Genomic DNA, 20,314 nt, shown 5'->3' on the forward strand with positions numbered 1-20,314 from the left:
GTTTCCCCTCGTTTATGCACACCATCTTGACAAAGCCCACCCTGAAAATCAAACTCATCACAAATGTCGCGCATGACGACAAATGTGCAAAACGATGGCTGGAGACACGGAGACAGCATGAGCCACGTAATCGGCGTCGATGGTGGAACGGAAAGCATTCGTGCACGCGTTTTCGATTTGACCGGCTCCTGTCTTGGATCGGCCGCGCAGCCGTACGCCACGCAGTTTTCGGCGGGCGCGCGCGCCGAGCAGAATCCGGAAGACTGGTGGAATGCCATGGGCACGGCGGTTCGGCATGCCGTAAAGGAAGCGGGTATCGCGCCCGCCGACATCGATGCCATGGCGCTAGCCACCACGAGTTGCAGCGTCGTCGCGCTCGACGCGCAAGGCGCGGCGCTGCGTCCGGCCATCATCTGGATGGATGTACGCGCCGAAGCCGAAGCCGCCGACGTGCTCGCCACCGGCGATCCGGCGCTCGTCGTCAACGGCGCGGGCGAAGGTCCGGTATCGGCGGAATGGATGATCCCGAAAGCATTGTGGATCGCGCGTCACGAGCCCGAGATATACGAACGTGCGGCGACCATCTGCGAGTATCAGGACTTCATGAACTTGCGGCTCACGGGCCGGCGTTGCGCGAGCCTCGATAACGCGTCGATCCGCTGGCATTACTCGACCGAGCGCGGAGGTTACGCGAAGAGTCTGCTCGCGGCGCTGAAGCTCGATTCGCTGCTCGACAAGTGGCCCGACGCCGTTATTGCGCCAGGCGAAGTGGTCGGGACGTTGAGCGCGCGTGCCGCCGAACATTTGCAGTTGCCGCAGAGCGTCAAGGTCGTGCAAGGCGGCGCGGATGCGCTCATCGGCATGATCGGAATCGGTGTTGCGAAGCCGGGACAAGTGGCGCTCATCACCGGGTCGTCGCATCTGATGTTCGGCGTCTCCGACCGCTCGGCCGCCGCCAAGGGCCTGTGGGGCACGTATGCCGATGCCGTCTATCCCGGCCGGCACATCATCGAAGGCGGACAGACATCGACGGGCTCCATCGTCAACTGGTTGCGGCGGCTCGCGGGCGGCAATCTCGATCTCAAGGCGCTCAACAACGAAGCCCGCGAGATCGCGCCGGGCTGCGACGGTCTGCTCGCGCTAGATCATTTTCAGGGCAACCGCACACCTCATGTCGATGCGCTGTCGCGCGGCGCCTTCGTCGGACTGACGCTCGCGCACGGCATGCCGCATCTGTTTCGCGCGACCATCGAAGGCATCTGCTTCGGCTCGCGCCTGATCTTCGAGCGCATGGCGCAGGCGGGTTTTCCCGCGAGTGAAATCACCATCGGCGGTGGCGTGGTCGCGTCCGACCTGTGGCTGCAACTCCATGCCGATATCGCGGGCTTGCCGGTGAGCGTGCCCAAGGCGAGCGAAGCGCCGTCGCTCGGCGCGGCCATTCTTGCCGCGACGGGCGTCGGCCATTTCGGCTCCATCGACGAAGGTATTTCGGCCATGGTGAAACCGGGCCGCCGCATTGAACCGAGAGCAGCGGAAGCCGCCCGCTACGACGAGATTTACGAACGGTATCAGAAGCTTTATCCGGCCCTGCGCGGCTTTAGCGAGCGACCTTCCGCGTAAGCGAGGCCTGCCGAAGCCCGCACGCCGAGATACCGGTCCGCGCATTCATCGAGAACCCTCCAATCAGAGTCGAAACCATGCTTTCGCAATCCAAGCCTCCATTGCTAGACCTTTATCGCACGATGCGCCGCATCAGAACCTTCGAGGAACATGTCGCCGAGCTGTATGCGCGCGAGCTGTCGGCGGGGTCGATGCTGCATCTGTCCATCGGCGAAGAGGGCGCGGCGGCGGGTGTCGTCGGCGCGTTGCAGCCGCAGGACAGCTTCACGACGCACCATCGCGGCCACGGCATCTTTCTCGCGCGCGGCGCCGAGCCCAACCGGATGATGGCGGAAATCGGCGGCAAGGCTTCCGGGTACTGCCGTGGAAAGGGCGGCTCGATGCATATCGCCGACATGGCGTTGGGTCACCTCGGCGCGAATGCGATCGTCGGCGGCGGCATCTCGCATGTGGTCGGCGCGGGCCTGAGCTACAAGCTCCTGAAGAAAGATGCGATATCGGTGGCGTTCTTCGGCGATGGCGCCATGCAGCAAGGCATTCTCTACGAGAGCATGAACATGGCGGCGCTGTGGGACCTGCCGGTGCTTTTCGTGTGCATCAACAATCAATATGGCATGGGCACGCGGATCGACAAGGCGACACGCTCCACCGCCTTCGACAAGCGCGCCGAGGCGTTCGGCCTGCGCACGGGCATGGTGGATGGCGAGGATGTCGAAGCCGTGCTCGACGTGGCGGAAGACCTGGTCTCGGGCGCGCGCGCTGGCAAGCCCGGCTTCATGGCGATCTCGTGCTTCCGCTTCTTCGGTCATGGCCGCATGGACAAGAGTCCGTACCGCACGCCCGATGAAGAAGAAGTGGGACGCAAGCGCGATCCGATCGTCCGTGCGCGCGGCACGCTGATCGAGCGCCACGCGGTGACCGCCGCCGAGATCGACGCACTCGATGCCGAGATCAGCCGCGAGATGAGCGACGCGATCGACTTCACCGCGAACTCTGCCGCGCCTGCGCTCGACACCATGTTCGAGGATGTCTACGGCGTCGGCGAGCCGCAACCGGAATCCGTTCGCTCGCGTCTGGAACGCGTGCTGGCAAGGAGCTGATATGTCCAGTCTGACCAGAATCACTTACCGCGACGCGCTGCGCCAGGCGTTGCGCGACGCCATGCAGGCCGATGACACCGTCGTCGTGATCGGCGAGGAAGTCGGCGTGTACGGCGGCGCGTATGGCGTCACGAAAGACCTCATCAAGGAATTCGGTACCGCGCGTTTGATCGATACGCCGATCAGCGAGCCCGCCATCGTCGGCGCGGCCGTGGGCGCGGCGATGACCGGCCTGCGACCGGTCGCGGAACTGATGTACGTGGACTTTCTCGGCATGACGATGGATCAGGTCGGCAATCAGGCAGCGAAAATCCGCTATATGTTCGGCGGACAGATCGGTGTGCCGATGGTCTTGCGCACGCAAGGCGGCACGGGCCGGTCGGCGGGCGCGCAGCATTCGCAGAGTCTCGAAGCGCTCGCCATGCACACGCCCGGCTTGCGCCTTGCCATGCCCGCCACGGCTTCCGATGCCTACCATCTGCTGCGTCACAGCCTGACCTTGCCGGACCCCGTCGTGTTCATCGAGCACAAGGCGCTCTATGCACGCAAGGAAGACGCGGACCTGACCACGCCCATCGCGCCATGGGGCAAGGCAGCGGTGCGGCGCAACGGCAAGGACGTCACGCTCGTCACGTATTCGCGCATGGTGTATGTCGCGCTCGAAGCCGCCGAGGCGCTGGCGCGCAATGGCGTCGATGTCGAAGTGATCGACTTGCGCACGCTCAATCCGCTCGATATGGAAACCGTGGTGGCGTCGGTGAATCGCACGGGGCGCGCGGTCGTCGTCACCGAGTCGGCTTCGACGTGCGGCGTCGCCTCCGAGATCGCGGCGCGCATCTCGGAGGAGTGCTTCGACTTCCTCGAGGATCCGGTGCTCAGGCTCGCGGGCGAAGACGTGCCGATCTCGGTGTCGCCCGCGCTCGAAAGCGCGAGTATTCCGACGGCGCAACTCATCGTCGACATGATCTCGAACATGGTGCCGGCATGAGCAAGTCCCTGTTGCTGCCGCGCCTGGGCGAAACGATGGAGCAGGGGCGCGTGGTCGAGTGGTTCAAGAAGCCGGGCGAGTCTTTCACGCGCGGCGAGACGCTCGTCGAAATCGAAACGGACAAGACGGTCGTGGAGATGCCCGCGCTCGCCGATGGCGTGTTGCGCAAGATCGTCGCCGAGGTGGGCGACGATGTCGATGTCGGCGGCATGCTCGGCGAATACGACGTGATCGGCGAAGAGAGCAGCGCCGTGCCCGAGGAGGCCGCCGCCGCCGCGCCTGCCGTTGCCGCTGCTCCTGCGCCTGAAATGCGTTCGCAGGCAGCGAGCACCCGCCAGGACGTCACGACCGGCTTGCGCGCCACGCCCGCCGCACGACGCGTGGCGCGGCAAGGCGGTATCGCGCTCGACGACATCGCCGGAACGGGACGACGCGGGCGCATAGAACGCCACGATGTCGAAGCACGCGTGAACGACACAGGTTGCGTCGGCGACGCAAATCAGGCACGCGAAGTCTCGGCAGAAGGCGTGCTCTATCGCAATCTGCCGCGCGGTCGCGTGGCGTATCGCGAATGGCGCGCGCCGAACGCGAGCGGCGCCCCGCTCGTGCTGCTGCACGGTTTCTCCGGCGACGCGCAAGTATGGTCCGCGCTCGCAAGCCAGTTGCAGCGGCGTGGCAAGCACGTCATCGCACCGGACTTGCCTTCTCACGGCGCCACCGATTTCGACAGCGCCGACGTGGATGGCATGGCTGCCGCGATCCTCGCGCTGATCGAGGATCTAGGGCTCGGCGGCATCGAACTCGCCGGGCATTCGCTGGGCGCGGCGGTCGCCACGAAAGTCGCAACGGCGCTCAAGTCGAAAGTGCGGCGCCTGACCTTGATCGCGCCCGCCGGATTCGGCACGGAGATCGACGACGACTTCATCGACGGCATGGCGCACGTGCAAAAAGGCGGCGGGCTCATGCATCTGCTGCGCCGCTCCGCGCTCAATCCGCCGCTTCTGTCCGCGCAACAACTCGATCAGATGGCGGGCGCCATCAGCAAGCGCGGCGCGCTGGCGGCGCTAGCGGGCAATCTCGTCAGCAGCGGGCGTCAGCAGATCGATATCCGCTCCGAACTGTCCGCGCTCGCCGCGCCTTCCCGCGTGATCTGGGGGCTTGACGATCAGATCATCCCGTGGCAGCACGCGAGCCGCGCAGGGCCGGACATTCCCGTGCACTTCATCCCCCAGGCGGGTCACATGCCGCATTGGGATCAACCGCAGAAGGTGGCGGCGCTCTTCATATAACACGCAGTCGAATAGAACAGGAGACAAACATGGAAGACAGCAACAGCCAGGAACCGGAGTTCTCGCGCCGCCGTCTGCTTGGCATGGCGGCCGCCGTCGGCGGTACGCAGTTCGCCCAGATGCTGTTCGGGGCGACGAGCGCCCAGGCGCAAACGCCGGCATCGTCGCCGCAAGGCGGCAAGCCGCTGAAGATCGCGGTGGTGGCGCAGCAGATGTCCGCGCAATCCGACCAGCGCTCGTGGAACGGCCTGCAGCAGTGGCTCAAGAAGTCGGGTCTCGACAAGACCTGGCAGATCAAGCAGACCGATGCAAAGGGCGATCCGGGTCAGCTCGTGAGCCAGATCGAGGATGCGATCACCGCGAAGTCCGATGCCATTCTCGTGCTGTACGGCACGTTGACTGCGGCGAAGAGCGCGCTCGATCACCTCACGGCATCGAAGATTCCGTTCTTCAGTCTCGACTCGGGATGGCAGGCGCCCGCCATTGCGGACATCACCAGCAACAACTACGCAATGAGCGCGCAGACCTCGCAGTTCATGATCGATACGTTATTGGCCCAGGGCAAGACCAAGGCCAACATGTGCGCGATCATCGCGAACTTTCACCACGGTACGCGCAAGCGCGGCAAGGTGATGAAGACGGCCCTCACGGAAAACGAATGGATTTCGCTCAAGAACGAACGCGTGATCCAGTATTCCGGTTTCTACGAGGCGACGCAGAACACCGTCAACGACTGGCTCACGACCTACGGCAAGGATCTCGATGTGATCTGGTGCCCGTGGGACGAACCGGCCATGGCGGCGGCAGAAGTCGTCATGTCGCGCGGCATGCAGGACAAGATCATGGTGATCGGCCACGACGGGCATCCCACGGCACTCGACCGCATGCGCAAGCCGAACTATCCGTTGATCTGCACGACGGCGCAGGCCTTCGAAGTCTGGGGCGCCTACACCGGCTGGCTCATCAACGAGATCGTGGCGAAGGGTGGCGACGCGAAGAAGCTCGTGCCGGTTCCAACCGTTGAATTCCCCGCGCCTCTCTTGGTGCGCGGCGTGAATATCCCCGGGCCGAACGAGCCGACCTATAACGCGAAAGATCTGTACTACATCTATCGCGACCGCGCCGTGGCCGGCATGTGATGGGCGGCGGGCCGGCCGCGCGTATCCACGCCGGCCCGCCGTGTCAGGAGACAGACACATGAATGACAATCTGGCGAAGGGAACCCCTCGCCTGAGCGCTCGTGGCGTGGAAAAGAGCTTCCACGGCAATCCGGCGCTGCGCGGCGTCGATCTCGACTTGTGGGGCGGCGAAATGCTCGCGCTCGTCGGCGCGAACGGCGCGGGCAAATCCACGCTGGTCAAGATCATTTGCGGCGCGCAGCAAGCCGATGCAGGCAAGCTCTCTATCGACGGCAAGCCGGTCTCGATGAAGAGCGTCGGCGACGCGCTCGCCTCGGGCATCGCGGTGGCGCATCAGCAGATCGCGGTCATCTCGACGCTGACCGCCGCCGAGAACATCATGCTCGGACGCGAACCGTTGAGCGGCGGCCTGATCCGCTCGCGCGCCTTGCGAGTCGAAGCGAGCCGCTTCGCGCAGCGCTTTGGCATCGATATCGATCTCGACCGGGAATGCGGCGATCTCACGCTCGGCGAGAACAAGATTCTCGACATCCTGAAGGCGCTGGTGAGCGAGCCCGCCATTCTGATTCTCGATGAACCGACCGCCTCGCTCACGCTCAACGAAAGCCGCAAGCTCTTCAGCTTTCTGCGCGATCTCAAGTCGCACGGCTTGTCGATTCTTTTCATCTCGCATCACCTGAACGAGATTTTCGAGCAGTGCGATCGCGTGGCCGTGCTCAAGGACGGCGCAAAAGTGCACGATGGCCTCGTCGCCGAAACGACGTTGCAAGAAGTGGTGCATCTGATGGTCGGACGCAGGATCGAGGATCAGAACTGGTCGTCTTCCGCGTCTCGCGACACTGTCACGACGCGCATTCAAGACGCGCGCATCGGCAATCTCGATGTGCCCGATCTCGTCGTGCATGCGGGCGAGATCGTCGGCATTGCAGGCGTGATGGGCGGCGGGCAGACCGGCGTGCTGGAAGCGCTCGCGGGATCGATGAGCGCGAAGGTCACGGGCGAATGCATCGTCAATGGCAAACGCGGATTGCCGCGCGATGTCGCCGATGCGATCGGCCGTGGCGTGTATCTGGTCGCCGATGAGCGCTTGCGCAAGGCGCTCTTTCCGGGATTGACCGTCGAAGAGAATCTGATGACCGGCACGCTCGAACAAACGAGCCGCGGCGGCTTCATGCAGCACACGCTCATGCGCGGGCTCGCGCACGACACCGTGAAGCAACTGGGTATCAAGTGCAGCGGCATCGGGCAGGACGTGCTTCAGCTATCCGGCGGCAATCAGCAGAAAGTCGCGTTCGGCCGCTGGCTGATTCGCATGGGCCGAAGTCACGCGGCGAAGCAGCCGCTGCTGCTGCTCGACAATCCGACCGAGGGCGTGGATGTCGGCAGCAAGGCGGAAATCTATGCGCTGATTCACGAACTGGTCAAGGCGGGCGCGAGCGTGCTGATTGCGAGCGCCGAGTTCGAGGAAATGCTCAAGCTATGCGACCGCATTTACTGCATCGCCGATGGCGTGGTGGGCGAATGTCTCGACCGCACCGAATTTTCCGAAGCAAGACTCTTGCTCGAGGTGAACTGAAATGAAAGGACAGACCTTGGCCGCCAAAAGATCCGAAGACCCCGCCGCTCACGCGCCACGCAGCTTCGACTTCAGTCATCTCGCGAGCCGCTGGGGCACGGTCGCGGCGGCGGTGATCATTTTCATCGCGTTCGCGCTCGGCACCGACCGCTTCGTGTCGATCGACAACATCAGCAATGTGCTCGTGCAGATCTCCGTGCTGATGGTCATCTCGTCGGGGCTGACCGTGGCAGTGGCAAGCGGCGAATTCGACTTGTCTATCGGTCAGGCAGCGAGTCTCGCGGGCGTACTCGTCGCCGGCATGCTCGTGCTGGCGCACTTGCCAGTGCCGCTTGCCATTGCGGTGGCAATCGTTTCGGGCGTCGTGATCGGGCTCGTCAACGGCCTGCTCGTGACCATGCTGCGCATTCCCTCGCTGATCGCGACGCTCGCGATGGGACCCATCGCGCTCGGTGTCAATTACGCGTACACGGGCGGCGATTCGATCTATGCGCAGATGCCCGACAGCTTCTACGCCATTGCCAAGGGCACGGTGTTCGGCGTGATCCCGATGCCTATCGTCATTGCGCTCGTTACCGTGTTCGTCTTTTACGTGCTGCTCAATCGAACGCGGCTCGGGCGCAGCGTCATCGCGACGGGCGCGAACATTCAGGCGGCGCGTCTGTCGGGCATCAAGGTGAACCGCGCGCGTGTCACGGCGCTCGTGCTGTCGGCGGCGGGCGCGGCGCTCGGCGGCGTGATGCTGACCGCACGACTCGGCACGGGTCAATCCGGTGCGGGCGATGCTTACCTCATGGACAGCCTCACCGCCGTGTTCCTCGGCATGACCGCATTCAAGCCGGGACGCGCGACCATTCAGGGCACGTTGGTCGGCGTCGTCATCATCGGCATGCTGGATAACGGCCTGAATCTGATCGGCGCGCCGTTCTATTTGCAGAACATCGTGCGCGGCATCGTGATGATCGCGGCTGTCGGGCTGGCGGTCTTACGCGGCGAGATTCGCTTCTTCCGCTAATCGCCTCACGTGCACGAATACCTCACGAAACAAGGAGTCGGACATCATCATGAGCAAAGCATCGAATGGACGGGTGGCGCTGGTGACGGGCGCGAGCAGGGGCATTGGCCGGGCGCTGGCGTTGGGACTAGCCGACGATGGCTTCGATGTCGTCGTCAACGATATCGAACGGCAGCGCGATGCGCTCGAAGGCGTGGCAAAAGAGATTCGCGGCAAGTCGCGGCGCGCGTTCGCGCTCTATGCCGATGTCAGCGACAAACAGCAGGTAACGGACATGATCGCGGCGGCCATCGCTCAGGCGGGTCAGGTCGACGCCGTCGTCAATAACGCGGGCATTCTGATCGCACGGTCGGTGGATGAACTCGCCGAGCACGAATGGGACGCGGTGCTCGATGTCAACGCGAAAGGCACGTTCCTCGTGACGCAAGCCTTGTTGCCGCACATGAAGGCGCGCGGGTACGGACGCATCGTGAATATCGCGTCGATTGGCGGCAAGCATGGCGCGCCGCTGCAAGCGCATTACTCGGCATCGAAGGCGGCGGTCATGGGCTTCACACGCGTGCTCGCGCAGGAGATAGGCCCGTTCGGCATCACGGCCAACGCGGTGTGTCCGGGCATTATCGTGACGGACATGGGGCGCACGAATCTCGAGGACCCTGCAATCGCGAAGCAGTGGGTCGACAAGACCGCGCTCGCGCGGCTCGGACAACCCGAAGACGTGGCCGGGCCGGTGTGCTTCTTTGCCTCCGATGCCTCCGCTTTCGTGACCGGACAATCGCTCAACGTGTGCGGCGGGATCGTGCTGAGTTGACTCGTTTCTCAAGGCAGATTCCATGTATCTCGACAAACTCAGACTCGATGGCAAGCGCGCGGTCGTAACGGGCGCGGCGCGCGGCATCGGCCAGGCGACAGCCGAAGCGCTGGCCGAAGCAGGCGCCGAAGTCGTGCTCACCGATCTTGATCCCGCCGCGCTCGCTGCCGCCGTCGATGCTTTAAACACGAAGGGCTTCGCGGCTCACGGCGTGCCCTTCGACGTGACCGATCCGGCCGCGCCGCAACGTATTCACGATGACATTGCCGCGCGTATCGGCGCGATCGACATTCTCGTCAACAACGCGGGCATCGCCATCTCAAACGAGCCGGCGGAGACGATGTCGGATGAGGTGTGGAACAAGGTCCTCGACGTGAATCTGAATGGCTTGTTTCGCTGTTGCCGCGCGTTCGGTAGATCGATGCTCGAACGCGGCAGCGGGGCAATCGTGAACGTCGGTTCGATGGCGGGGTTCATCGCGACGCGACCGCAGGAGCAGGCGAACTACAACGCGTCGAAGGCGGCGGTGCATCATCTGACGCGCTCGCTCGCGGTGGAATGGGCATCGCGCGGTGTGCGGGTCAACGCGGTTGCGCCGACGTATATCGATACCGATCTCGTCAGGAAGGTATCGATGGACCCGAACTTGCGACAGTATTGGGTAGGCGGCACACCGATGGGCCGCCTCGGACGCGTGGACGAAATCGCGTCCGTCATTTTGTTCCTTGCCAGCGACGCCGCGAGTTTGATGACTGGGTCCATCGTCGTGGCGGACGGCGGTTATCTTTGCTGGTGAGATGCGGTCGCTGTCTTCAGGTAACGCTCTGGCGCATCAAGCCTTGGCAATGCGCGCGGCGTGGATTTTCAAGGTCAATCCTGCGCCGCGAACTGCATCATGCGCTGCCTCAAGTCTTCCGGCAGCGCGACCGAAGCCTGATCGTCGAACGAAAACAGCACGACGGTCTGCTCGATTTTCGCGCGCAACTCATCTTCGACCGCAGCTTCAAGACGGAGTTTGATCGAACTTCTGCCCAGATCGCGGACCTTCAGGGAGCAACGAAGCGTTTGTCCATGCTTGCTCGGCGCGACGAAATCCGCCTGAATATGCACCGTGGGAATGCCGAGTCTTTGCGTGCCGATGAAATGTGCGTAATCCACGCCCAGTCCGTCATTGAACCAGTCCTCGAGCACCTCATGGAACAGGACGAAGTATTGCGGATAGAACACGATGCCGGCAGGATCGCAGTGCTGAAACCGCACGAGCTTGTCGCAATGAAAGGTCCTGTCTGTCGTCATGTCGCGGCTCCGGTCGAAAGTAGATGTCGGCGACATCATCACATGAGAGAAAAACTGGAGCTATCCTTGGCAATGCGGATGGCTTCATCGAACGATGCAGCCGTCGCCACGTGCCGATGGTTCACACTCACGAGCCAGCCCTCCGAGGCAAGGCACCAGCGAATCTTTCCGCTGTCCATCAGCGCCGAAAACCAGCGCCAAAGGGAAGCGTCGTCCGCATTCGCGCACGCGGCCGCCAGCGCGCGCGTTTCGCGAAGTTGCTGAACGTCGATCATCGACGTCGCTTTCTTGGTCATGGTCGTGCTAGCGGTTGGCATGAGACAGCACCTCGTCGATCACAAGCTGGTTGCCGAGCGAATTTTCGAGCGTGAATGCAAGCGGTTCGCCCGGCCGAAGCACCGCCGCGCCGAAGTTTTCGACCATCGACTGATACTGATCGACATCGCCGAACTCGACGGTCTCCGCTTTGCCCGTTCCATCCAGGCGGATATGAACCTTCGCGTCGCCGTACACGCCAGGGTTGAACGGCGCATCGAGCGAGAGCCAGCCTTTCGATCCATGAAAGATCATATGCTGGCGGCGCGCGAGTTGAGTGCCGCAGTAAAAGTGTAGATCGAAGCCAGAAAACGTGAGGTCGCAGACCGCGAGCTTGTCGGTGCCGTAACGCGGATCGATGGTGATGTCCGCGCCGATCGCAAGCGGCTCGAGACCAGTCGCCATGCGCGTGGTGACGACCGGATAGACGCCGATATCACGCACACCGCCGCCGCCCAATGCGAGATCGTTTTTGAGTGCATGGGGATCGTCGTTGAAATACGTAAAGGAGCCTTCCACGAGCCGCAGTTCGCCAAGTGTCCCGCGCGCGATGCACTCCTGCACAAACGCCCATTGCGGATGGTGCGCCACCATGAACGCCTCGCCACAGACGAGACCCGTCGAATCGCGCAGCGCGATCAACTCCCGAACTTGCGAAGCCGTCATGGCGATGGGCTTTTCGCACAGCACATGCTTGCCGGCGAGAAGCGCTTTTTTGCACCACTCGAAGTGACTCGCCGTTGGCAGCGGAATGTAGATGGCATCGACCTGATCGCTGGCGAGAACTTCGTCGTAACTTGCATATGCGTGTGCGATGTCGTGTCGTGCAGCGAAAGCGGCCGCGCGCTCGCGATCGCGTGCCGCCACGCACACCACGCGGCCATTGGACGACCGCTGAATGGCGGGCACCACGAACTTGTCGGCGATTTTCGCGGCGCCGAGCACGCCCCAACGAACTGTCTCTTGCATGATGATTGTCCCTTGCAGTCAGCACACTGTTTGCAAGCGATCCGCGCAGATGCGCAGCACTTCGTCCGGATCGCGCCGCCACCAGTTTTCTTTCGAGAAAATCTCGACTTCGACGAGTCCGTCATATCCGGCTTGCTCGACGTTACTGCGCACGGCCGCCAGGTCGATGCCGCCATCGCCCATCATGCCGCGATCGAGCAACAGATCGCGTGTCTCGCGCAACCAGTCGCATACATGAAACGCGAGCAGGCGATCGTCTTGTCCCGCCCGCCCGATCGATGCCTGAAGCGCCGGGTCCCACCAACAATGATAGACATCGACGGCAACGCCGAGAAAGCCGCCATGTCCGGGATCGACCTGCGCGCAGATATCGAGCGCCTGCGCGAGCGTGTTGAGCACGGCGCGATCCGCCGCGTACATCGGATGAAGCGGTTCGAGCGCGAGCGGCACGCCGCACTCGCGCGCCGTATTCAGCAATTCGGCGATGCCTTCGATCACCTGTGCGCGCACGCCATTCAGATCGCGACTGCCCTCGGGCAAACCACCGACGACCATCACGAAGCAGCGTGCGCCGAGTGTCGCGGCATCGCGCAGGGCTGCCTTGTTCGCTTCGATATTCGCCTTGAATTGCGCGCGATTCGCCGCCGGCAGATATGTCGAACGGCAATAGCCCGTGACGCTCAACCCGAGCGCCCTGATCTGCCGCGCGATGTCGACGACGTTCGCGTTCTCCACCTCGTGACGCCACGGCGCGATGCCGCCAAATCCCGCTGCGGCGATGCGGTCGATCGTGACGCTCAACGCCTCGCGATGGCCAAGCGTCGCCGTGTTGATCGAGCACAGATCGAGTCTTCCCTGCAGGTTTCTCATGTTGATCCCCGTGTGATGTCGAAGGCGATCCGCCGCGATTACTCGGCGCAACCGAGCGCTGCCATGACTTTCCGCACTCGGCCGATGGCGTCGTCGGGATTGCGCAGCAGGCCGGCCTGATCGGCGAGACGAAAGACCTCGGCGAGATAGGCGGGCGGACGCATGCCGTGGTGGCCGCCAAGCATGAAGAAGTGGTCCTGAAAGCCGTTCAGATACGCGAGGAATACGACGCCCGTCTTGTAATACTGCGTCGGCGCACGAAAGATATGGCGTGACAGCGGCACGGTCGGCGCGAGCAGCGTGTGAAATGTATGGAGGTCGTCGTTGGCGAGCGCGGCGAGCGCCTGCGAAGCGGCTGGGGCAATCGCATCGAAGATGCCGAGCAGCGCATGCGAGAAGCCTCGTTCATCGCCCGCAATCAGACTTGGATAATTGAAGTCGTCGCCGGTGTACATCTTCACCTTGGGCGGCAACTGACGCCGGAAGGAAATTTCCTTGGCGTCGTCGAGCAGGGAAATCTTGATGCCATCGACATGATCGACGCTGTCGCCGATCACATCGAGGCACACTTGCGCCGCGCGCTCATACGACGATTCGCCCCAGTAGCCGGCGAGTTCCGGATCGAACATCTCGCCGAGCCAGTGCAGAATCACGGGCTCGTTACACATGGCGAGCACTTCGCGATAGACGCGCCGATAGTCGTCGGTCGAGCGCGCGACTCGCGCGAGCGCGCGGCTTGCCATGAGGATGACGCGTCCGCCGACGCGCTGCACGGCTTCGAGTTGCTCGGCGTAGGCGCGAATGACCTGATCGCAGTTGGTGATCGAACCGGGTGAGACGTGATCGGTGCCGCAGCCCGATGCGATCGACGCGCCGGGAATATCGCGCGTGCCTTCCATGGTACGCGTGATGAGTTCGAGGGCGCTGTTCCACGTCAGACCCATGCCGCGTTGCGCGGTGTCCATTGCTTCGGCAATGCCGAGACCTTGCTTGATGAGATAGCGCCGATAGTCGAGCGTGCGTTCCCAGTCGATGGCGGGTGGCGCGTTCAGTTCGCCCGCGCGCAGCGGATTGGCCACGACATGCGCCGCCGAATACGCGATGCGATTGAACGGCCGCGCGGGCGTACGCACATCGAGCGGTGTGCCTTGCAGACGGTAGCTTTCTATCGTGCCGAGCGAGGTCGGCAGCTTGAGCGTTGAGTTCATATGCGGTTCAGTATTTGTTGACGAGTAAGCCGCCATCGACACGGATGGCCTGTCCGACGCTGTATGGCAAGCCGCCGGTCGCGAGCGAGCGCACGGCCGTCGCCACTTCCCGCGGCGTGCCCCAGCGTTTGATGGCGGTGAGCCCTTGCTCCATTTGCGCGTCGTAGCGCGCGCGGGAAGGCGCTGTCATCTCGGTCTCGATCAGGCCGGGCTGCACTTCGTAGACGGCGATTCCGTGTTCGGCCAGGCGCAGCGAAAACAACGTCGTGGCCATAGACGATCCCGCCTTCGACACGCAATATTCGCCGCGCAAGGGCGACGCCGCGACCGCATTCGACGAGGTGATCGTGATGACGCTCGGATGCGCCGCCATGCTCTTGCGTATGCGAGACAGAAAGTGCCGCGCAAAAGCCTGCGTGAGAAAGAACGTGCCGCGTGTGTTGATGGCCATGCACCGGTCGAAGCTCTCGGGCGTTACATCGAGCAGATCGCCGCGCGACATGACCGACACGCCCGCGTTGTTCACGAGGCAATCTATAGGAGCGTCGAGCCGCGTTTCGATATCGTTCAGCGTGGCGTGATGCGAGGCGATATCCGCCAGATCGGATACGACGGCAATGGCACGCGCGCCGGTTTCTTCGACATCGGCGACGGCTCGATCGAGTTCGTCGGAAGCCACGGCGTCGGTCAGCGCGATATCGAAGCCCGCGCGGCCCATTTCGACGGCAATCGCATGGCCGATGCCGCGCCGGCTGCCCGTGACGAGCGCAACAGGACGCGCGCTCATAACGATGCTCCGTTCGCAATCAGATCGCGCGCAATGATCGTGCGCTGAATCTGGTTCGTGCCTTCGTAGATCTGCGTGATCTTCGCGTCGCGATAAAGCCGCTCCACTTCGTAGCCGCGAATGTAGCCGCTGCCGCCGAATATCTGCACGGCGTTGGCGCTGTGCTTGACGGCCGTGTCGCCCGCGAAGCACTTGGCCATCGAGCAGGCGATGCTCGCGCGCTCGCCGGATTCGAGACGCGCGGCGGCATCGTGCACGAGCAGGCGCGCGGCCTGAATGTCCTTCGCCATGTCGGCGAGCATCCACTGAATGCCCTGGAATTCGGCGATATGCGTGCCGAACTGCTTGCGCGTCTGCGCGTATTCGAGCGCCGCTTCGAGACCCGCCTGCGCAATGCCGACCGCGAGCGCGGCGATGCCCACGCGGCCCTTGTCGAGTGCGCTCATCATCATGTGAAAGCCGCGTCCTTCTTGTCCGAGGAGCGCGTCTTCGGCAAGCTTCACGCGGTCGAAATGAAGCTCGCCCACCTGCGATGCGCGCTGTCCCATCTTGTGTTCCTTCGGCCCCTTCGATACGCCCGCCAAGTGGCAATCGACGATAAAGATGCTCATGCCGCGCTTGCCCGCAGCCGGGTCGGTACGCGCGAGCACGAAGGCGAGGTCGGCGACGGGCGCGTTATGAATCCACAGTTTCGCGCCGCTGAGTTCCCAGCCGTCGGCGGTGCGCGTGGCCGTGGTGCGGATGCCGGAAACGTCCGTTCCCGCGTCGGATTCGGTAATGCAGTAGGCCGGACGCAACTCGGCGCGCAGCAAAGACTCCAGGTACTTCGCACGTTGCGCGTCGCTGCCATGCGCGCTCAACAACGTGCCGACGAGTTCGAGCAGGCCGCATTGATCCGCCACCGACGCATAGCCGCGCGACAACTCTTCCATCACGAGCGCGTAAGCCGTGACGTCCATTCCCGCGCCGCCGAACTGCTCCGGCACGGTGATGCCGAAGAGTCCCAGTTCGCCCATCTGCTTGTAGATCTCCGCTGGAAAACGCTCTTCGCGATCCAGTTCCTCGGCCAGCGGCCGGATGACTTCCTGCGCAAACCGCCGCGTCGTGTCGCGAATTTGCTCGTGCGTTTCCGAGAGTCTCATGTTGTCTCCATGCATATCGTCAGATCAGATATTTGCGGCAGGACTTGCGTTGAAGGTTTACCCGCAGCCAGTCGAAATACCGCTTGAATTCAGAGGTTTCGTGTGCCAACATTCGCAGCAAGTAACCATCTGGTGGGTTATTTAAGACCAACGAATGGCCGCTGTCAATGGCTTTTGCGGCTGCTTCCCAAAGGAGCTTTCAGTGAACAAGTGGACGGATGCTGCCGCTGCGGTCGGGCAGATTTTCGATGGCGCGACCATCGCACTCGCGGGTTCCGGCGGCGGGCTGCTCGAAGCCGACGCCGTGCTTGCCCAACTCGAAAAGCGCTTTCTCGAGACGGGACATCCGCGGGATCTGACCATCGTCCACGCGCTCGGCATCGGTGACGCAAAAGGCAGCGGCCTCGGCCGCTTTGCGCATGAGGGCATGGTCAAACGCGTGATCGGCGGACACTGGAGCTGGGCGCCCGCCATGCAGAAGCTCGCTCGCGACAACGCCTTCGAGGCCTACAGCTTTCCCGCCGGCGCCATCAGCACGTTGCTGCGCGAGATTGGCGCGGGGCGGCCCGGACTCGTCACGCATGTGGGACTGCGCACCTTCGTCGATCCGCGTATCGATGGCGGGAAGATCAACGAGCGCGCAAGCGAAGACCTCGTCGAGCTGATCGAACTCGATGGCCGCGAATTCCTGCGCTACAAGCCGTTCAAAGTGGACTTCGCCATCGTGCGCGGTTCATCGGCGGATGAGAGCGGCAATGTCACGCTGCGCCGCGAACCGGCCGACCTCGATGTCTACGCCGCCGCGCTCGCCGCGCATAACAGCGACGGCCGCGTGATCGTGCAGGTGAAGGAGCGCGCCCCGGAAGGCTACGTGCCGGCGCGGCTCGTGCGCATTCCGGGCATTCTCGTCGACACGCTCGTGGAGACACCGGAGCAAGTGCAATGCGTGGTGTCGGACTACGACGCGGCCTTGAGCGGTGAAGCGCTATGTACCATCGGCGAAGGCTTCTACGAAGTGCCGACGGGCATTCGCCGCATCATCGCGGCACGCGCGGCGCTCGAACTGTACGAAGGACAATCGGCCAACTTCGGCTTCGGCATTCCGGGCGGCATTCCCGCGCTGCTCGCGGAGCAAGGGCGTCTCGGCACGTTTTGGGGATCGGTCGAGCAGGGCATTCACAACGGCGCGATGCTCGACGGCCCCATGTTCGGCACCGCGCGCAATGCGCACGCCATTCTGTCGAGTGTCGATCAATTCGATTTCTACAGCGGCGGCGGCGTCGATGTCTCCTTTCTCGGCATGGGCGAAATGGATGGCGCAGGCAACATCAACGTGTCGAAGCTCGGGTCGACGGTCGTCGGACCGGGTGGCTTCATCGACATCACGCAAGGCGCACGCAAGATCGTGTTTTGCGGGAGTTTCGAGGCGAAAGGGCTGGATGTCGAGCAGGCGGGAACGCGCTTGAAGATCGTGTCGCCGGGCAGCGTGCCGAAGCTCGTCGAACGCGTGCAGCACATCACGTTCAGCGGCGAGCAGGCATTGCGTAGCGCGCAGGAAGTGCTTTACGTGACCGAGCGGGCGGTGTTCCGGCTGGAAGCCGAAGGCGTGCGGCTGATCGAGGTTGCGGACGGCGTGGATATAGAGCGCGACGTGCTGGCGCGCATGGCGTTTCGTCCGCTCCTCGATGCAGCGTTGCTCGCGCGTATGTCGGCGGCGCAAGAGAAGGTGGCGTGACATGGCAACGCCGCTGCCCAAGATGCTCGCCGTGCCGTTTTCAGGGCCGCACGAGCCTAAGGATGGTGTCGATATTGAAGTCGAGACGGCTCTTGAGTGCAGCCTTGTCCATGAAGTCGATGTCGAAGATCACGCCGCTCGTGAAGCGATTCGTGAGGTAGTAATAGCCGATGGCGGCCATGGTGATATGCAGTTGCCGCGCATCGACGCCACTACGAAACACGCCCGCTTCGACGCCGCGATCGAGGATACGTTGCAGCATCGAAATGAAGCCCTGATGCAATTCCTTGAAGCGCTGCGACTTCTTGACGTGCCGCGCGCGATGCAGGTTCTCGCTGTTCACGAGCGTCATGAACTCGGGGTTCTTCAGGTAGTAGTTCCAGGTATGCGTGGTGAGCGCGACGATGGCTTCCTCGGGCGAGAGATGGTCGAGGTCGAGCTTGAGTTCGGCGGAGCGGATGTCGGCATACACGTCTTCGAGCACCGCGACGAACAACTCCTCCTTGCTGCCGAAGTAGTGATAGATCATCCGCTTGTTGGCCTTGGCGCGCGTGGCGATGGCTTCCACTCGTGCGCCCGCCATGCCGAGCTTGGCGAACTCTTTTTTCGCGGCATCGAGAATCCGGGCCTTCGTTACTTCGGGGTCCCGCTGTCTGGGTTGACGGGTGACGACGGCTTCGGCGGACTTGGATGCGCTTCTCGGCGTAGCGGGGGTGAGGGTCATGTGCGTGGTCGAAGGATGAGCGGTCGGGATGCCTGAAGGCACTCGGTATGTCAGCGACTATAAACCAAAAATCGGCTTGTACGGAAGTAACCGGATGGTGCAGAATGGGTTCCGTTGACGTGAGGCAGTGACCTTGTTCTCATGCTTGCAGCGAATGCCGGGCGCACCGCGGAAATGTTGAATGGAGACGGATATGAGTGATTTGAGCGAACTCGCAGCCTCGCTGCATCTTCCCGACGAGCCGCTGCGCACGCCGATGTTCATCGACGGAAAAAGTCATGCGGGCTCATCCGCCGAATGGGTGACGCGCAAGAGTCCGGGGCACGGCGTGGGCGTCACCGCGACGCTGCGTGCGTCATCCGGCGATCTCGATACAGCGGTTGCCGCTGCCCGCCGCGCTTTCGACGATGGCCGCTGGTCGCGCTTATCCGGCGAGCAACGCGCAACGGTCCTTTTGAAAGCCGCGCGCCTGATTCGCGACAACGTCGAGACGCTGGCGTATCTCGAAACGCTCGAAAGCGGCAAGCCTGTCGGCCAGTCGCGCGGCGAAATCACGGCGGCCGCGGGCATCTGGGAATATGCGGCGGGCCTTGCACGCGTGGTCCATGGCGACTCGCACGACACGCTCGGGGCCGACATGTTCGGGCTGGTCATGCGTCAGCCGGTGGGAGTCGTCGGCATCGTCACGCCGTGGAATTTTCCGTTCTTCATTCTTTCGGAGCGTCTGCCCTTCGCGCTGGCTGCGGGATGCACGGTGGTCGTCAAGCCGTCCGAACTGACATCGACCACGACGCTCAAGCTCGCCGCGTTGCTCACCGAAGCGGATCTGCCGGACGGTGTGGTCAACGTCGTGACCGGTCTCGGTCCGGTGGTCGGGCAGGCGCTTGCCGAACACATGGACGTCGACATGATCTCGTTCACCGGTTCGACGCAAGTGGGCCGTTCGGTGCTCGCGGCGGCGGGCGGCAACATGAAGAAGGTCGGGCTTGAACTCGGCGGCAAGAATCCGCAGATCGTGTTCGCCGATGCCGATCTCGACGACGCCGCCGACGCCATCGCCTTCGGCATCGCGTTCAACGCAGGACAGTGCTGCGTGTCGGGCAGCCGGCTCGTGGTGCATCGCTCGGTCGAAGCGGAGCTCGTCGAACGTATCGGCGCGGTGCTTGCCAAGGTGCGCATGGGCGATCCGCTCGACGCGTCGAATCATGTCGGTGCAATCGTCGAGGCGCGGCAGTTCGACAAGATTCGCGGCTTTATCGATGCAGGCACGCACGACGGCGCGCAACTCGTTTGCGGCGGTAACGCCAGCAGCGATGGCGAGCGCTTCTTCATCCAGCCGACGGTGTTTCGCAACGTACAGCCGGGCAGTTCGCTCGCGCAGGACGAAATCTTCGGGCCGGTTCTTTCAGTGACGCCGTTCGACGGTTTCGAGGAGGCTATCCAACTCGCGAACGGCGTGCCGTACGGTCTCGCGGCGAGCATCTGGACGCGCGACCTGCAAGGCGCGTTCAAGAGTCTGCGCGATGTGCAAGCCGGACGCATCTGGGTCAATTGCACGATTACCGGCGGACCGGAAATGCCCATCGGCGGATTCAAGCAGTCGGGTATCGGCCGCGAGACGGGACGCTACGGCGTCGAGGAATACACGGAGATCAAGTCCGTGCATGTGCAGCTTGGCAATCGGCCGCGCTGGATCGCATAGCGCGAGTGGTTCACGAGAGCGGCCTTCG

At 63.2% G+C, this 20,314-nt stretch carries 19 protein-coding genes; 11 read left to right on the top strand and 8 right to left on the bottom strand.

Annotated elements, in window-relative coordinates; all coding sequences use genetic code 11:
- Nucleotides 1-117: 117 nt before the first annotated feature.
- The 9 genes from NCT04_RS31125 (at nucleotide 118) to NCT04_RS31165 (ending at nucleotide 10,334) form a co-directional block, all read left to right on the top strand.
- Nucleotides 118-1,620, top strand: a complete 1,503-nt coding sequence (locus NCT04_RS31125) for an FGGY-family carbohydrate kinase (RefSeq protein WP_250469706.1) — start codon at nucleotides 118-120, stop codon at nucleotides 1,618-1,620.
- Between the two features lie 77 nt (nucleotides 1,621-1,697).
- Nucleotides 1,698-2,720: a thiamine pyrophosphate-dependent dehydrogenase E1 component subunit alpha gene (locus NCT04_RS31130; protein WP_244830572.1), complete on the top strand. Its 1,023-nt coding sequence runs from the start codon at nucleotides 1,698-1,700 to the stop codon at nucleotides 2,718-2,720.
- 1 nt (nucleotide 2,721) lies between these two features.
- Nucleotides 2,722-3,708, top strand: coding sequence for an alpha-ketoacid dehydrogenase subunit beta (locus NCT04_RS31135; RefSeq protein ID WP_250469707.1), 987 nt, complete (start codon nucleotides 2,722-2,724; stop codon nucleotides 3,706-3,708).
- Nucleotides 3,705-4,997, top strand: coding sequence for an acetoin dehydrogenase dihydrolipoyllysine-residue acetyltransferase subunit (locus NCT04_RS31140; protein WP_250469708.1), 1,293 nt, complete (start codon nucleotides 3,705-3,707; stop codon nucleotides 4,995-4,997). The genes NCT04_RS31135 and NCT04_RS31140 overlap by 4 nt, the downstream gene beginning before the upstream one ends.
- Nucleotides 4,998-5,026: 29 nt before the next feature.
- Entirely contained in the window at nucleotides 5,027-6,136 is a 1,110-nt protein-coding gene (locus tag NCT04_RS31145) for a sugar ABC transporter substrate-binding protein (RefSeq protein ID WP_250469709.1), read from the top strand.
- A 58-nt stretch (nucleotides 6,137-6,194) separates the two neighbouring features.
- Complete coding sequence (locus tag NCT04_RS31150; RefSeq protein WP_250469710.1) at nucleotides 6,195-7,712, top strand: sugar ABC transporter ATP-binding protein; 1,518 nt, start codon at nucleotides 6,195-6,197, stop codon at nucleotides 7,710-7,712.
- A gap of 16 nt (nucleotides 7,713-7,728) precedes the next feature.
- Nucleotides 7,729-8,727 (top strand): ABC transporter permease, encoded by a 999-nt coding sequence (locus tag NCT04_RS31155; RefSeq protein WP_244830564.1) that lies wholly within the window; start codon nucleotides 7,729-7,731, stop codon nucleotides 8,725-8,727.
- Nucleotides 8,728-8,776: 49 nt separating this feature from the next.
- Nucleotides 8,777-9,538 carry an SDR family NAD(P)-dependent oxidoreductase gene (locus NCT04_RS31160; protein ID WP_244830562.1) on the top strand — a complete coding sequence of 254 codons (762 nt, stop codon included), beginning with the start codon at nucleotides 8,777-8,779 and terminating at the stop codon, nucleotides 9,536-9,538.
- Nucleotides 9,539-9,560: 22 nt separating this feature from the next.
- Nucleotides 9,561-10,334 carry an SDR family NAD(P)-dependent oxidoreductase gene (locus tag NCT04_RS31165; RefSeq protein ID WP_250469711.1) on the top strand — a complete coding sequence of 258 codons (774 nt, stop codon included), beginning with the start codon at nucleotides 9,561-9,563 and terminating at the stop codon, nucleotides 10,332-10,334.
- A gap of 74 nt (nucleotides 10,335-10,408) precedes the next feature.
- On the opposite strand, the gene NCT04_RS31170 is transcribed toward NCT04_RS31165, so the two are convergent.
- Genes NCT04_RS31170 through NCT04_RS31200 form a run of 7 tightly spaced genes read right to left on the bottom strand, consistent with a single transcriptional unit; the run spans nucleotide 10,409 to nucleotide 16,125 of the window.
- Complete coding sequence (locus tag NCT04_RS31170; RefSeq protein WP_250469712.1) at nucleotides 10,409-10,834, bottom strand: acyl-CoA thioesterase; 426 nt, start codon at nucleotides 10,832-10,834, stop codon at nucleotides 10,409-10,411.
- A gap of 38 nt (nucleotides 10,835-10,872) precedes the next feature.
- Nucleotides 10,873-11,151 carry a hypothetical protein gene (locus tag NCT04_RS31175; protein WP_250469713.1) on the bottom strand — a complete coding sequence of 93 codons (279 nt, stop codon included), beginning with the start codon at nucleotides 11,149-11,151 and terminating at the stop codon, nucleotides 10,873-10,875.
- The gene (locus tag NCT04_RS31180) at nucleotides 11,138-12,118 is read right to left on the bottom strand and encodes a Gfo/Idh/MocA family protein (protein ID WP_250469714.1); all 981 of its coding nucleotides are present in this window, start codon (nucleotides 12,116-12,118) and stop codon (nucleotides 11,138-11,140) included. The genes NCT04_RS31175 and NCT04_RS31180 overlap by 14 nt, the downstream gene beginning before the upstream one ends.
- A gap of 18 nt (nucleotides 12,119-12,136) precedes the next feature.
- Nucleotides 12,137-12,988: a sugar phosphate isomerase/epimerase family protein gene (locus tag NCT04_RS31185; RefSeq protein ID WP_250469715.1), complete on the bottom strand. Its 852-nt coding sequence runs from the start codon at nucleotides 12,986-12,988 to the stop codon at nucleotides 12,137-12,139.
- Between the two features lie 38 nt (nucleotides 12,989-13,026).
- The gene (locus NCT04_RS31190; protein ID WP_250469716.1) at nucleotides 13,027-14,196 is read right to left on the bottom strand and encodes a dihydrodipicolinate synthase family protein; all 1,170 of its coding nucleotides are present in this window, start codon (nucleotides 14,194-14,196) and stop codon (nucleotides 13,027-13,029) included.
- Between the two features lie 7 nt (nucleotides 14,197-14,203).
- Complete coding sequence (locus NCT04_RS31195; RefSeq protein ID WP_250469717.1) at nucleotides 14,204-14,983, bottom strand: 3-ketoacyl-ACP reductase; 780 nt, start codon at nucleotides 14,981-14,983, stop codon at nucleotides 14,204-14,206.
- Nucleotides 14,980-16,125, bottom strand: a complete 1,146-nt coding sequence (locus NCT04_RS31200) for an acyl-CoA dehydrogenase family protein (protein ID WP_244830549.1) — start codon at nucleotides 16,123-16,125, stop codon at nucleotides 14,980-14,982. Before NCT04_RS31200 ends, NCT04_RS31195 begins: the two co-directional genes overlap by 4 nt.
- Before the next feature lie 202 nt (nucleotides 16,126-16,327).
- Between NCT04_RS31200 and NCT04_RS31205 the strand changes: the two genes are divergently transcribed.
- The gene (locus NCT04_RS31205) at nucleotides 16,328-17,860 is read left to right on the top strand and encodes an acyl CoA:acetate/3-ketoacid CoA transferase (RefSeq protein WP_502800717.1); all 1,533 of its coding nucleotides are present in this window, start codon (nucleotides 16,328-16,330) and stop codon (nucleotides 17,858-17,860) included.
- A gap of 40 nt (nucleotides 17,861-17,900) precedes the next feature.
- Here NCT04_RS31205 and NCT04_RS31210 read toward each other — a convergent pair whose 3' ends face one another.
- Nucleotides 17,901-18,584 carry a TetR/AcrR family transcriptional regulator gene (locus NCT04_RS31210; RefSeq protein WP_244830546.1) on the bottom strand — a complete coding sequence of 228 codons (684 nt, stop codon included), beginning with the start codon at nucleotides 18,582-18,584 and terminating at the stop codon, nucleotides 17,901-17,903.
- 193 nt (nucleotides 18,585-18,777) lie between these two features.
- Between NCT04_RS31210 and NCT04_RS31215 the strand changes: the two genes are divergently transcribed.
- Nucleotides 18,778-20,286, top strand: a complete 1,509-nt coding sequence (locus NCT04_RS31215; RefSeq protein WP_250469719.1) for an aldehyde dehydrogenase family protein — start codon at nucleotides 18,778-18,780, stop codon at nucleotides 20,284-20,286.
- Nucleotides 20,287-20,314 lie beyond the last annotated feature (28 nt).

It is taken from the genome of Caballeronia sp. GAFFF2, assembly GCF_023631485.1.
Taxonomy (GTDB): Bacteria; Pseudomonadota; Gammaproteobacteria; order Burkholderiales; family Burkholderiaceae; genus Caballeronia.

Coding starts and splice junctions, on each gene's coding strand:
- NCT04_RS31195 (WP_250469717.1), bottom strand. CDS start 14,983: ATGAGCGCGCGTCCTGTTGCGCTCGTCACGGGCAGCCGGCGCGGCATC.
- NCT04_RS31190 (WP_250469716.1), bottom strand. CDS start 14,196: ATGAACTCAACGCTCAAGCTGCCGACCTCGCTCGGCACGATAGAAAGC.
- NCT04_RS31140 (WP_250469708.1), top strand. CDS start 3,705: ATGAGCAAGTCCCTGTTGCTGCCGCGCCTGGGCGAAACGATGGAGCAG.
- NCT04_RS31130 (WP_244830572.1), top strand. CDS start 1,698: ATGCTTTCGCAATCCAAGCCTCCATTGCTAGACCTTTATCGCACGATG.
- NCT04_RS31165 (WP_250469711.1), top strand. CDS start 9,561: ATGTATCTCGACAAACTCAGACTCGATGGCAAGCGCGCGGTCGTAACG.
- NCT04_RS31185 (WP_250469715.1), bottom strand. CDS start 12,988: ATGAGAAACCTGCAGGGAAGACTCGATCTGTGCTCGATCAACACGGCG.
- NCT04_RS31135 (WP_250469707.1), top strand. CDS start 2,722: ATGTCCAGTCTGACCAGAATCACTTACCGCGACGCGCTGCGCCAGGCG.
- NCT04_RS31210 (WP_244830546.1), bottom strand. CDS start 18,584: ATGACCCTCACCCCCGCTACGCCGAGAAGCGCATCCAAGTCCGCCGAA.
- NCT04_RS31160 (WP_244830562.1), top strand. CDS start 8,777: ATGAGCAAAGCATCGAATGGACGGGTGGCGCTGGTGACGGGCGCGAGC.
- NCT04_RS31170 (WP_250469712.1), bottom strand. CDS start 10,834: ATGACGACAGACAGGACCTTTCATTGCGACAAGCTCGTGCGGTTTCAG.
- NCT04_RS31125 (WP_250469706.1), top strand. CDS start 118: ATGAGCCACGTAATCGGCGTCGATGGTGGAACGGAAAGCATTCGTGCA.
- NCT04_RS31180 (WP_250469714.1), bottom strand. CDS start 12,118: ATGCAAGAGACAGTTCGTTGGGGCGTGCTCGGCGCCGCGAAAATCGCC.
- NCT04_RS31150 (WP_250469710.1), top strand. CDS start 6,195: ATGAATGACAATCTGGCGAAGGGAACCCCTCGCCTGAGCGCTCGTGGC.
- NCT04_RS31215 (WP_250469719.1), top strand. CDS start 18,778: ATGAGTGATTTGAGCGAACTCGCAGCCTCGCTGCATCTTCCCGACGAG.
- NCT04_RS31175 (WP_250469713.1), bottom strand. CDS start 11,151: ATGCCAACCGCTAGCACGACCATGACCAAGAAAGCGACGTCGATGATC.
- NCT04_RS31200 (WP_244830549.1), bottom strand. CDS start 16,125: ATGAGACTCTCGGAAACGCACGAGCAAATTCGCGACACGACGCGGCGG.
- NCT04_RS31145 (WP_250469709.1), top strand. CDS start 5,027: ATGGAAGACAGCAACAGCCAGGAACCGGAGTTCTCGCGCCGCCGTCTG.